General features: G+C 69.9%; 13 protein-coding genes. 6 read left to right on the top strand and 7 right to left on the bottom strand.

The annotated features are described in order from the left end of the window. Positions 1-48: 48 nt before the first annotated feature. On the bottom strand, positions 49-432 hold the full coding sequence (locus tag ACOJSN_RS12435; RefSeq protein ID WP_420112815.1) for a hypothetical protein: 384 nt from the start codon (positions 430-432) through the stop codon (positions 49-51). Between the two features lie 83 nt (positions 433-515). Next, complete coding sequence (locus tag ACOJSN_RS12430; protein WP_420112814.1) at positions 516-1,097, bottom strand: TetR/AcrR family transcriptional regulator; 582 nt, start codon at positions 1,095-1,097, stop codon at positions 516-518. Between the two features lie 106 nt (positions 1,098-1,203). Here ACOJSN_RS12430 and ACOJSN_RS12425 point away from each other — a divergent pair, with 106 nt between their 5' ends. The 3 genes from ACOJSN_RS12425 to ACOJSN_RS12415 all read left to right on the top strand — a co-directional run bounded on the left by ACOJSN_RS12425 (position 1,204) and on the right by ACOJSN_RS12415 (position 4,245). Beyond that, positions 1,204-2,214, top strand: a complete 1,011-nt coding sequence (locus tag ACOJSN_RS12425) for an SDR family NAD(P)-dependent oxidoreductase (RefSeq protein ID WP_420112813.1) — start codon at positions 1,204-1,206, stop codon at positions 2,212-2,214. Between the two features lie 18 nt (positions 2,215-2,232). Next, complete coding sequence (locus tag ACOJSN_RS12420) at positions 2,233-3,225, top strand: oxidoreductase (RefSeq protein ID WP_420112812.1); 993 nt, start codon at positions 2,233-2,235, stop codon at positions 3,223-3,225. 456 nt (positions 3,226-3,681) lie between these two features. Continuing rightward, positions 3,682-4,245, top strand: a complete 564-nt coding sequence (locus ACOJSN_RS12415; protein WP_420112811.1) for a hypothetical protein — start codon at positions 3,682-3,684, stop codon at positions 4,243-4,245. Positions 4,246-4,313: 68 nt separating this feature from the next. Here ACOJSN_RS12415 and ACOJSN_RS12410 read toward each other — a convergent pair whose 3' ends face one another. From ACOJSN_RS12410 to ACOJSN_RS12400, 3 genes are read right to left on the bottom strand one after another with little or no spacing between them, the layout of a single operon-like run. After that, entirely contained in the window at positions 4,314-4,694 is a 381-nt protein-coding gene (locus tag ACOJSN_RS12410) for a hypothetical protein (RefSeq protein ID WP_420112810.1), read from the bottom strand. Positions 4,695-4,707: 13 nt separating this feature from the next. Then, positions 4,708-6,495: a hypothetical protein gene (locus tag ACOJSN_RS12405; RefSeq protein ID WP_420112809.1), complete on the bottom strand. Its 1,788-nt coding sequence runs from the start codon at positions 6,493-6,495 to the stop codon at positions 4,708-4,710. Continuing rightward, positions 6,492-6,866 (bottom strand): DUF6507 family protein, encoded by a 375-nt coding sequence (locus ACOJSN_RS12400; protein WP_420112808.1) that lies wholly within the window; start codon positions 6,864-6,866, stop codon positions 6,492-6,494. Before ACOJSN_RS12400 ends, ACOJSN_RS12405 begins: the two co-directional genes overlap by 4 nt. A 167-nt stretch (positions 6,867-7,033) precedes the next feature. On the opposite strand from ACOJSN_RS12400, the gene ACOJSN_RS12395 reads away from it, so the two are divergent. Further along, positions 7,034-7,654, top strand: coding sequence for a hypothetical protein (locus ACOJSN_RS12395; RefSeq protein WP_420112807.1), 621 nt, complete (start codon positions 7,034-7,036; stop codon positions 7,652-7,654). A gap of 31 nt (positions 7,655-7,685) precedes the next feature. Here ACOJSN_RS12395 and ACOJSN_RS12390 read toward each other — a convergent pair whose 3' ends face one another. Then, entirely contained in the window at positions 7,686-8,930 is a 1,245-nt protein-coding gene (locus tag ACOJSN_RS12390; RefSeq protein ID WP_420112806.1) for an MFS transporter, read from the bottom strand. 142 nt (positions 8,931-9,072) lie between these two features. Here ACOJSN_RS12390 and ACOJSN_RS12385 point away from each other — a divergent pair, with 142 nt between their 5' ends. Together ACOJSN_RS12385 and ACOJSN_RS12380 are read left to right on the top strand one after the other, a co-directional pair. Then, the gene (locus ACOJSN_RS12385; RefSeq protein WP_420112805.1) at positions 9,073-9,483 is read left to right on the top strand and encodes a MerR family transcriptional regulator; all 411 of its coding nucleotides are present in this window, start codon (positions 9,073-9,075) and stop codon (positions 9,481-9,483) included. Beyond that, entirely contained in the window at positions 9,480-10,496 is a 1,017-nt protein-coding gene (locus ACOJSN_RS12380) for an aldo/keto reductase (protein ID WP_420112804.1), read from the top strand. Before ACOJSN_RS12385 ends, ACOJSN_RS12380 begins: the two co-directional genes overlap by 4 nt. An 88-nt stretch (positions 10,497-10,584) precedes the next feature. Here ACOJSN_RS12380 and ACOJSN_RS12375 read toward each other — a convergent pair. Further along, positions 10,585-11,256 (bottom strand): DEAD/DEAH box helicase (locus ACOJSN_RS12375; protein WP_420112803.1); only part of this gene is annotated, 672 nt, incomplete at its 5' end.

Raw genomic sequence — 11,256 nt, 5'->3', positions numbered from 1 at the left:
AGCGGTGCGGCGCGTCGAATCCGCACCGCTGGCCTGGCCAGGTGGCGGTCAGGCCGAGGCTGCGCCCGACCGAGCCTTCCGCGCCTGCACGAAGGACCGGATTCCGAAGGCGAGGTAGACCACGAGCGTCACGAACATGATCAGGCTGACGATGATGGCGGCGGGGCGCTCGGCGGTGCCGTCGAACAGGCTGCCGATCTTCGCCACGTTCATGATCGAGCCGAGCGCGCCGAGCAGGGCGACAAGCATGCCGGCGTGCATCGCGTGGCGGCGCACCTTCTCGCCGCGGCGCGCGATCAGGCCGACGATCAGCAGCAGCACGCCCACGAATGCCGGGATGAGCGAGGTGATGCTGCTCATCGACGTGACGAGCCAGGCGACGACGCCGGTGGCGGTGAGCAAGCTTCCGATCGCGAGTGTGAGGGCAACCATGCCGGGGGGTCCTTCCGAGAGGGGGCGTACCTGGCATCCACCCTGCCAGCAGGTCCCAGGACCTTGGTCCCGGGTCGGGTCGTTCAGTCGGTGTAGCGCAGTCCGTTGACGAGGAGTCGGGTCATGCGCTCGGTGTAGCCGTCCTCGGCTGGGTGCTTGGTCATGCTGAGCTGGGCGACGGCGGTGAGCAGCTCTTCGGGTCGGGCATCGGTTCGGATCTCACCGGCCTCGACGGCAGCCTCGAGCAGCGAGCCGAGCGCAGGGACGAACCTGGCCTGGAAGTACGCGGGAAGGCTGTCATAGGCGGCGTCGCCGGAGTGCAGCGCTGCGGCGAGGCCGCGCTTGGTGGCGAAGAAGCCCTGCAGCCGGTCGAGCCAGCGGGTGAGCGCCTCCATCGGTTCGTGCCGCTCGGCGAGGACGGGAGCGGCGTCGGCGCAGGCGTCGACCTCGTGCCGGAAGACCGCGGCCACCAGATCCGCACGCTCGGGGTAGTGGCGGTAGAGCGTGCCCGTTCCGACACCCGCCTTCGCGGTGATCTCACGCACGGGAGCGTCCACGCCGGAGCTGGCGAAGACCTCGGCGGCGGCCGTCAGCAGGGCGTCCATGCTGCGCTGGGCATCGGCGCGCACGCGCTTGTCGGGCGCACCCGTTCCAGATTCCGTCATCACACCCTCTTGCCAAAGCGGAACATGGTTCCGTATAGTCGTAGCCGGAACATCGTTCCGCATTCATGGTAGCGCTGACCCTCAGCGTAGGGAAGGACCCACGAGCATGACTCACTTCCAGTACCCCGTCGGCACCGGCTTCACCGCCTCGTCCACGGCGCACGACGCGATCGCCGGCATCGACCTCACCGACAAGAACGTGATCGTCACCGGTGGCCACTCCGGCATCGGGCTGGCCACCACCCGTGCCCTCAGCGAGGCGGGCGCGTGGGTCACCGTTGCCGCCCGCGACCCCGAGCGCGCCAAGCGCGCCACCTTCGGGATTCGGCGTGTGGAGGTGGAGCAGCTCGACCTCCTCACGCCCGCTTCGATCGACGCCTTCACCGCCCGCTACCGCCGCTCCGGTCAGCCGCTGCACATCCTCGTCAACAACGCCGGCCAACCCGGCGGGCCGCTCGCCCACGACGCCCGCGGCTTCGAGACGCAGTTCGCCGTGAACCATCTCGGCCACTTCCAGCTCACCCTCGGCCTCCACCCCGTGCTGCGCGCCGCCCGCGGTGCCCGCGTGGTCACCACCACCTCCGGCGCCCACCGGTCCTCCGGCATCCTCTGGGACGACCCGCACTTCACCACCGGGCGCCACAGCGCCGATCTCGCCTACGCGCAGTCCAAGACCGCGAACATCCTGTTCACGGTCGAGCTCGACCGCCGCTGGGCGGCCGAGGGCATCCGCGCCTTCGCCGCGCACCCCGGCATCGTGCCGGCGACGGCGTTCAACGCTTCCGCAGGCGACGTCGCCCGCCGCTCCATGCGGCTCATCGACGAGGCGGGCGAGCCGATCATCGATCCCACCCGGGGCGTGAAGACGCCCGAGCAGGGAGCCGCGACGATCGTGGTCGCCGCCACCAGCCCCCTGCTCGGCGGCATCGGCGGCGTCTACCTCCACAACGGCGATGTCTCCCGAGTCGACCCCAGCACCGGTCCCGTGGACATGACCAACCCACCCACCGCCGTCGCCCCTCATGCGATCGACCCCGAGTCCGCCCGACGCCTCTGGGACCTGAGCGAGCGACTCACCGGCACCCCGACGCTCGATTCCTTCTCACTCGCCGTCTGACCCTCAAGGAGACCCACCATGACCATCCAGACCGCCCCGCACACCGCCGGCACGTGGCAGCTCGGCGACCGCACCGTCAACCGCATCGGCTTCGGTGCGATGCGCCTCACGGGCATGCCCTGGGACCCGGCCCCACGCCGTCGAGAGGACGCAATCGCGGTCCTGCGCCGCGCCGTCGAGCTCGGGGTCAACCACATCGACACGGCTGCCTTCTACTTCGTGCCCACGCGCTCGGCCAACGAGCTGATCGGCGCAGCGCTGCAGCCGTACGCCGACGACCTGGTGATCGTCACCAAGGTCGGCGCCAGCCGATCCCGCGACGGCGAGTTCGAGCCCTACGCGCGGCCCGATCAGCTCCGTAGCCAAGTCGAGGAGAACATCCGCCAGCTCGGGCTGGAGCAGCTCGACGTCGTCAACCTGCGCTGGGGATCGGGGCTGGGCAAGGATGAGGGGTCGGTGGCCGATCACGTCGGCGCGTTGATGGAGCTGCGGGAGGCCGGTCTGCTGCGCCACATCGGCGTCTCGAACGTCTCCGTTGAGCAGCTGCGTGAGGCGGTCGCGATCACGCAGGTCGTCGAGGTCCAGAACCGCTACGGGCTCACCGAGCGAGCCGACGACGACGTGCTCGCCCTCACCGGCGAGCTCGGCATCGCGTTCGTCCCGTTCTTCGCGGTGGGCGCGGCACGACCCGGCGCCATCCCCGGCGGTGCGGTCGACACCACCGGTGAGGACGTGGTCGCCCACGTGGCCGCTGCCCACGACGCCACACCCTCGCAGGTGCGGCTGGCGTGGACGCTTCACCGCGGCCCGCACGTGCTCGCGATCCCCGGTACGGGTCAGGTGACGCACCTGGAGGAGAACGTCGCGGCGGGTGCGTTGCGTCTGTCCGAGGAGGAGATGGCCGCTCTCGACGGCATTGCCTCCTCAGTCGAGTTCGACGGCGGTGTCCCGGCTCGGTCTGCTCGGTTGCGTCCGGTGACGCCAAGGTCGGGTGCACCGTTGCGGACGTGACATCAACGGCACGCCAATCCCGGAGTCGATCCGCAGATCTGTCACGTGCGGCCGGTTATCCGGCTCTCCTGACTGATCCGTGGGGCGTGGTTGCGGACGCGGCGTTGCCGCGAGCTTCATCACGGATCGGCTCGGGAGCCCGATCGGGGGCTGAAGCGTGACTGGCGTGCCGTATCGGCACCTCTGTCACGCCGAAGGCCACTGTGGCGTGACCGGCGTGCCGATATGGCAGCTGAGTCACGCTGACGCGAGCCTGGGCGAGGCACAGCGTTGAGAAACTGACACCAACGGCACGCCAGCCCCGCGAGCGAGTGCCAGCGCTGCGGCGCCGGTCGAGATCGTCGCGATGGATGTGCACCTGGTCCCGAACTCCGACGGGACCTGACGCAGTCGCGCGTGAGCGGGGCCACACCGATCCCGTCCTGAGGGGTTGAGCGGTGATGCAACGCTAGGGGGATGACGGAGCAGGCACCGCAGGAACGCTGGGTCAAGAGCACGGAAGGGTCCACCGAGTGGGCGGGGGCGGCGCGGGAGATCCTCACCGACGTCGCCGGCCACTACCTGGGCGTGATCACCTACGCGGATCTCGCCGAGCAGGTGCAGGCCCGCACCGGCCTGCGCAACCGCAGCCCGTACCGCAGCTGGATCGGTGGTGTGCTCGCGATCGTCGTGGCCGGGTGCCGCGCCGACGGTCTGCCACCGCTCACCTCGCTCGTCTCGCACCGGCCTGATGGTGGCGAGGTCGACGACGCCACCGCCCTGGCGAGGTTCGCCTGCTACCGGCTCTACGCCGTCGACGTCCCGGCCGAGGCCATCGCCGAGGCCGATGCGCTCGCGCGAGCCAAGGAGGCGGCCGCCGCCGAGGCCGGCCCCGCGAAGAAGGCACGCACACCGCGAGCGCCGCGCGAGCCCCGCGCGCCTCGTGAGAAGAAGCAGAAGCCCGCGGAGGAAGCCCCCAAGATCTGCCCCACCTGCTTCATGCAGCTCCCCGCCTCAGGGATCTGCGACAACTGCGACTGAGAGGCACCGGGTCGGTCGCCCTCAGGCCGCTCAGTTCATCAGTCGCATGGCCGCCGGACGCCCAGGCGTCAGATCCGACGGACCTTCAACTGATCGATCTGTCCGGTGCTCTCAGTCTCCAGCGTCTCCTCGCCAAGCCACCTGCGGTGGGTCCAGAAGAACGCGCGGTCGACCTGACCCGGATACCACTCATCCACCTGGACCCGAACGTCCAAGATGTTGCCCGTCAGGTCGTCGAACTCCTCCATGATCTGGGCGATCTCGCGGTAGTCGTCCGCCAGCGGCGGATCTACGTAGAAACCGAGCGTCACCGTCGTGCCCTGCTCTTTGAGCCCTGCGATGACGATCCGCGAGGAGAGATTCCCCATCGACGCGCGCGCGAGCTGCAGGTACAGGTACGTCGGCCAGACAGGCACCTGACCCAAGTCATCTGGGGTGGGAAACATCAAGATCCGTTCTGGCCTACGGCCGGGGTGGCCGTGGCAGCCATTCCGGGTTGTACGGTACAACGCTCGGTGAGACGGTGCCCTTGACAAAGAACACATTCGTCAGCTGGTCGTGATAGCTGCCGCTGACATGAAACCCCGTAACTCCTTCTACTCTGAGCACGACGTCACCGTTCGGCTTCAGCCCGAGGACTTCGGCGGACCCGTCATGAAACGCGTCGAGTATTGCTTGTGCAGCTTGCGGCTCTGCGAAGTAGCCCCCGCCGTAATAGCGCGGTGAGTCGAGCACGTGCCGGGCCTGCTTCTGGGACGAGACTGTCGTCGCGTAGTCGGTGCGATCAACCTGGATTGCCGGAGCGTCGGTAGGTGACGTACCGCCGTGGCCAATGTCGACGTTCTCGGCACCAGCGAGACTGCCACCCCCGCCATCCACCCCGTCACCGAACAACTCATCACTGAGCGGCCGATCGACGCCGATCGTGTTCGGATCAGCAGCGTCCACAACCTCGCCAGCGACGCCAGCGGCATTCGGCTGGACGACCGGGACGTCGTCGAGCCGGGTGATCGCTGTCCGGAGTCCTGACGCGACGCGAATGCCGCCGTAGGTGAGCGCGCTGGTACCGGGGATGACGAAGTCGGCGGCGCCGGTGGTGATGCGCAGCAGCCGGGCACCGAAGCTGCCGGTCCGCAGGGCACCGCTCGCAGCACCGCCGGAGGGCACGAACATCGAGCCGATGTTGAGCACGGACTCGGTGCCGGTGGCGATGCCATCCTCGCGCCAGCGCCACAGTGCGTCCTCGCCAGCCAGGTGAGCCTGCACGTCGACGCCGACAAGGTCGCCGCCCATGCTGGCCGTCACCACCTGGCGGTCGTGCAGCCACCGTCGCGCATCGTCAGGCATCTGCTCCTGGACCCAGGAGGCAACACCCGGGCTGCTCGCCGCCAGCATCATCCAGGCCGCACTCACGCTCGAGGACAGCCACGCGTTCCCCAGCCCCGCCGCCAGCTCCCCGCGGTATCCGTCCCGATACTCCTCCATGCGGAGGTCGTAGCCCAGGGCCAACCCAGTGACGCCGGCGGCGATGTTGAAGCCGAACATGTACGCGCCGTGACCGATCGACTCCGCCCAGTTCCGGTCCTCAGCCACCGGCGTACCCCACGGGTACTCGACGCGCCGATCCATCAACTCCTGAGCACTGACGCCCTCGACGTCGTGTGCATCTGTCGCCCACGCCACCAGGTCCATCAACGCGTTGTGGCACTCGGCCGAGGCTGTCGTGATCCGCTCCACGAGCTTGGCGTGCTCGAGCAGCAGGTCCTCGTTCCTCGCCACCGTGTCGGTGTCCTGGTCCCACGGGATGATCGCCCACTCGGTGCCGAGCGTGACCACGAACTCCGCGCCCTCGGTGACCGGCGCCCGAACCCCGATCAGACAGCTGGCGCGGAACGCCGTCGCCCGCTCCTCCAAGTCAGCCATCTGTGCCTTCAGCACCACCAGGGAGGAGGCGAGATCATCGAGCCGACCCGCCGCCGTCGTCATGTCGCTCTCGAGCCGGCCCGCAGTGCCGGCCACCGGCGACATCAGACCCCACACCTGCTCCTCACGCGGGCCCCCGTACACCGGCTGCAGCCGCGACCACGAGCCCACGAGGTCGTCGGCCGCCTCGCTGACCCCCGTGCCCATCCCGCGCACGGTCTCCGCCGCGTCCGCGAGCGACTCAAGGTCCATCTGCTCCGACCGGAACGGGAACTGCGACGGGTCGATCAGCCCGTCGTATCCCCTCGGGGAGTCGGCGCCGCTCACACCGCACCCGCCGGCCGCTCGTACCCGTACCACCACGAGAAGTCGCCGGATCCCGCCGAGGCGACCATGTGCGTCTGGCACTCCTCGAGCATCTCCTCCTGCCCCGCCTCGAAGCAGTTGACCGCCGACTCCACGCCCACGAGCCCCGCACTCACTCGACCTCCCATCGCCGCGAGCCGCTCCCCCTGCGAGTTCAGCACCGCCGTGAGTGCGCTCTGCACGTCTGCCCCGACCGGCCCGCTCGCCGACATGCTGGCCGAGACGGCGTCCAGTGCCTCGGCCGACCACGCCCCGTTCATCGTCTCCAGATCGCCCTCGACGGCGGTGAGCACGGACGTGATCGCGTCCGGCTGCAGCTGCCACCTGCTCATCTCGTCCCCCGCGGTCTTGTGTGTCTCGTTCGCGTCCTACGGTGGCGCGCGAGCACCCGTCGTCGCCACCCGCTGCCCCCGAACCTGTGGATAACCGGCTCTCCGCCCGCCTCGACGTGACCCGCCCGCCGGCGCTCTACCCTTGCCCTACACAACTGGAGGCGGGCATGAGCGCACCACTCGTCGGAATCCTCGGCATCCTCATCGGCCTGGTCGTGTGCCTGCGCGGCTACGCGGCGCTCCGGGTGATCATCAGCCTGCTCGGCGCGTGGGTCGGGTTCTTCCTCGGCGCGGGGATTGTCGCAAGCGTCACCGGCGAGGGCTTCCTCGGCGCCGCGCTCGCGTGGGTGGCGGCGATCGTCGGGGCGATCGTGCTCGGCGCGCTCGCGTACGCGTTCTACCAAGTCGCCGTACTGGTGGGCATGGGGTCGCTCGGCTTCAGCATCGCCACCGGCGTGCTCGCCGCGATCGGCGTCGACAGCCCGGCCCTGATCTGGCTGGTGGGCGGCGCGGCGGCGCTGCTGATGGTGGTTCTCGCCATCGTCACCGACCTCCCCGCCGGCATCCTCATCGTGCTCACCGGACTCGCCGGGGCGAACATCGCCGTGACCGGCCTGCTCATCCTCCTCGAGCGGGTCGCTCTTGCCGATCTCCAGGCCGGGCAGGTTCCCGACGGCGTCCCCACCTGGGCGGGCATCGTCGCCCTCGTGCTGGCGATCGTGGGCATCGTGGTGCAGTCCCGCAGCGCCTCGCGCGAGCGGCGCATGCGCGCCGCCTGGGGCCGCTGACCCCCGGACGTCGCCCGAGGCGACGACCCGATCAGCCGGCGGTCACCGCCGGCGTGGACACCGCCGTCGGGCGCTGCCTGTCAGTACGGACCTGGACCGCGCGCGCACTCAGCACGATCCCCAGACCGAGCACGGCGATGCCGAGCCCGAGCCAGGTGGGGGCGACGAATCCGAGTCCCGCAGCGATGACCATGGCGCCGAGGAAGGCGCCGAGGCTGTTGCCGATGTTGAGGGCGGCGTGATTGAGGGCGGCGGCGAGCGTCTGACTCTCGCCGGCGACGTCCATCAGGCGAGTCTGGATGGAGGGCGTGGTCAGGCACGCGGTGGTGCCGACGGCGAAGATCCCCACGAACAGCCCCACCGGTGATCCCGAGATCACGCCAAGCAGGCCGAGCGCCGCGATGAACAGCACGAAGCCGATGAGCATGCCGCGCAGCGAGCCCCGGTCGGCGAGGCGGCCGCCGAGCAGGTTCCCCACCGTCATGCCGACGCCCATCGTGGCCAGGACCCACGGCACCGCTGCGGTCGGGATGTCGCCGACCTCGGTCGCGAGCGGCGAGATATAGCTGTACACGGCGAAGAAGCCGCCGAAACCGAGCGAACCGATCGCGAGCGCCAACCACACCTGGCCGCGGCGCATGGCGGTGAGCTCGCGGCGCACCGTGGCGCCGGCGTCTCCGGGCTGGGCCGGGACCACGAGGGCGATCGAGATCGCCGTCGCAGCGAAGATCCCCGCGACCGCGAGGTAGGCGACCTGCCATCCCTGGCGCTGACCCAGCATCGTGATCAGAGGCACGCCGATGACGTTGGCGACCGTCAGACCCGCCATCACGAACGCGACGCCCTGACCGCGCTTACCCGGACCCATGAGCGAGGCTGCCACGAGCGACGCGACGCCGAAGTACGCACCGTGCGGCAGGCCTGCCACGAACCGGGCGACCAAGGCGACCTCGTGGGTGGGGGAGAGCGCGGAGGCCACGGTCGCGATCGTGAAGGCGACCGCGAGCCCGAGCAGCAGGGCGCGGCGCGGAAGCCGGGCCGCGACGGTCGCGATCGTTGGCGCACCCACCACCACGCCGAGCGCGTAGGCCGAGATCAGATGGCCGGCCGACGCGGTCGCGAGCTCGGAGTCGCTCGCCCAGACCTCGGGAAGCAGGTCGGACGCGAACTCGGGCAGCAACCCCATCGCCACGAACTCGGTGGTGCCGATACCGAACCCGCCGAGGGCGAGCGCGAGAAGGGCGAGGCGCACACGTGCAGGGGAGAGATCGGTCATGACGACGAGCCTTCGAATCGGGACGCGGATGGCTCGACGTCGAGTCACCGCCCATGCTACGGCCGTGGCCCGGTGGTGCGGGAGTCAACCTCGACCACCGCAGCGCTTGACTTCGAGTGCACTCGAAGAGTCACACTGCCGCATGGCCTACTCGATCGCCGAGGTCGCCGAGCGCACCGACCTCACCGCGCACACCCTCCGCTACTACGAGCGCGACGACCTGTTGTTGCGCCCGGTCGCCCGCGACTCGGGCGGACGCCGTAGCTACGACGAGGACGACGTCCGCTGGATCGTCATGCTCAGCTGCCTCCGTGGCACCGGGATGCCGATTCGCGACATCCGCCGATACGCCGATCTCGTGCGCGCTGACGACGGCAACGAGGATGAGCGTCTCGCCCTGCTCACAGCCCACCGCCAGGGGGTGCTCGCCCAGCTGGCCGAGATCACCGAGCACCTCGGGGCCATCGAGGGCAAGATCGCCCTCTACAAGCAACACCTCGAGATGGAGGGCTTGACTTCGAGCGCGCTCGAAGGCGTTGACTCGAGGGCATGAGCATTCAGCAGACCACTCTCGGTACGACGTCCGCCTTCACCGTGTCCTCGCTCGGCCTCGGCTGCATGGGGATGAGCGAGTTCTACGGCACCCCCGACGAAGCCGCGGCCACCCGCACCATCCACCACGCCCTCGACCTCGGCGTCACCTTCCTCGACACCGCCGATATGTACGGCCCGTTCACCAACGAGCAGCTCGTCGGCCGGGCCATCGCCTCCAGCGCGGCCGGCCGCGACGCCGTGCAGCTCGCCACCAAGTTCGGCAACGAGCGGCTTCCCGACGGCACCATGCTCGGCGTCAACGGCCGCCCCGAGTACGTGCGCGCCGCATGCGACGCCTCGCTGCAGCGCCTCGGCGTGGACGTCATCGACCTCTACTACCAGCACCGCGTCGACTTCGCGGTGCCGATCGAGGAGACCGTGGGCGCCATGAGCGAGCTGGTGACAGCCGGCAAGGTCCGCCACCTCGGGCTCTCGGAGGCGAGCAGCGCCTCGATCCGCCGCGCCCACGCGGTGCACCCGATCACGGCGCTGCAGACCGAGTACTCGCTCTTCACGCGCGACCTCGAGGAGGATGTCTGGCCGGTGCTCGCCGAACTCGGCATCGGGCTGGTCCCGTACTCGCCGCTAGGTCGCGGGCTGCTCACCGGCGCCATCTCGGCGCCGAGTGACCTGCCCGACGGCGACTCCCGCACCTCCGGGTACTTCCCCCGTTTTCAGGGGGAGGCTCTCGAGGCGAACCTGGCGCTGGTGGCCCGGGTTCGCGCGATCGCCGATCGTCTGGGCTGCACACCTGGTCAGCTCGCTCTCGCCTGGGTGCTGAGCCGTTCCGGGGTCGACGGCGTGGGCGTCGCCCCGATTCCCGGCACCAAGCGCGTGGCGTACCTGGAGGAGAACGTGGGAGCGGCGGGGATCACGCTCACACCCGATCTCGTCACGGAGCTCGAGACGGCCGTCCCGCGGGGATCCGCGGTGGGGGACCGCTACGGCGACATGTCCACGATCGATAGCTGAGCGGGTCGGATGCGCGTGCTCGCCCGCAACCATGTCGCGGCCTCGAGCACTGCCTCTGCGGCGACGACGGAGTCGGACGTCGGCGTGATCAGCTCACCAGGCCGCGAATCTCCTCGGCGGTGAGCTGACCAGCGGCGGTGGCTTCTCCGCCGTCGAGGACGTCCTCGAACAGCTGCGCCTTGCGGGCGGACAGGCCGAGCACCTTGGCCTCGATGGTGTCGGCTGCGACGAGCCGGTAGACCATCACCGAGCGGGTCTGACCGATGCGGTGGGTGCGGTCGATCGCCTGCGCCTCGGCCGCGGGGTTCCACCACGGGTCGAGGAGCACCACGTAATCGGCCTCGGTGAGGTTGAGCCCGAACCCGCCGGCCTTGAGCGAGACGAAGAACACCGGCGCGTCGCCACCCCGGAACCGCTCGATCGCCTCCTCGCGCCGGCGGGTGCGGCCGTCGAGGTAGGCGGTCGCGATCCCGGCGGCCTCGGCCCGGTCGCGCGCTTTCGACAGGAACCGCGTGAACTGACTGAACACCAGCACCCGGTGCCCCTCGGCCGCCGCCTCGTTCAGCAGCTCCGCCAGCGCGTCCAGCTTGGCGGAGGGCGGCGCCGCCTCGAGCGCCTCGGCCTCGTCCTCCACCAGCTCGGCGTCGAGCGCGAGCTGGCGCAGCAAGGTGAGCGAGCGGAACACCTGGAACCGGTGCGACTCCATGTCGTCGAGCAGCCCGAGCACCTTCTGCCGCTCGCGCTGCAGCCGCAGCTCGTA

Origin of the sequence: Pseudactinotalea sp., assembly GCF_048594945.1 — a bacterium.
Taxonomy (GTDB): domain Bacteria; phylum Actinomycetota; class Actinomycetes; order Actinomycetales; family Beutenbergiaceae; genus Pseudactinotalea.
The sequence above is the reverse complement of the archived record's forward strand: the minus strand, read 5'-3'. Positions and strand labels throughout refer to the sequence as shown.

Coding starts and splice junctions, on each gene's coding strand:
- ACOJSN_RS12420 (WP_420112812.1), top strand. CDS start 2,233: ATGACCATCCAGACCGCCCCGCACACCGCCGGCACGTGGCAGCTCGGC.
- ACOJSN_RS12390 (WP_420112806.1), bottom strand. CDS start 8,930: ATGACCGATCTCTCCCCTGCACGTGTGCGCCTCGCCCTTCTCGCGCTC.
- ACOJSN_RS12425 (WP_420112813.1), top strand. CDS start 1,204: ATGACTCACTTCCAGTACCCCGTCGGCACCGGCTTCACCGCCTCGTCC.
- ACOJSN_RS12395 (WP_420112807.1), top strand. CDS start 7,034: ATGAGCGCACCACTCGTCGGAATCCTCGGCATCCTCATCGGCCTGGTC.
- ACOJSN_RS12400 (WP_420112808.1), bottom strand. CDS start 6,866: ATGAGCAGGTGGCAGCTGCAGCCGGACGCGATCACGTCCGTGCTCACC.
- ACOJSN_RS12415 (WP_420112811.1), top strand. CDS start 3,682: ATGACGGAGCAGGCACCGCAGGAACGCTGGGTCAAGAGCACGGAAGGG.
- ACOJSN_RS12380 (WP_420112804.1), top strand. CDS start 9,480: ATGAGCATTCAGCAGACCACTCTCGGTACGACGTCCGCCTTCACCGTG.
- ACOJSN_RS12385 (WP_420112805.1), top strand. CDS start 9,073: ATGGCCTACTCGATCGCCGAGGTCGCCGAGCGCACCGACCTCACCGCG.
- ACOJSN_RS12435 (WP_420112815.1), bottom strand. CDS start 432: ATGGTTGCCCTCACACTCGCGATCGGAAGCTTGCTCACCGCCACCGGC.
- ACOJSN_RS12430 (WP_420112814.1), bottom strand. CDS start 1,097: ATGACGGAATCTGGAACGGGTGCGCCCGACAAGCGCGTGCGCGCCGAT.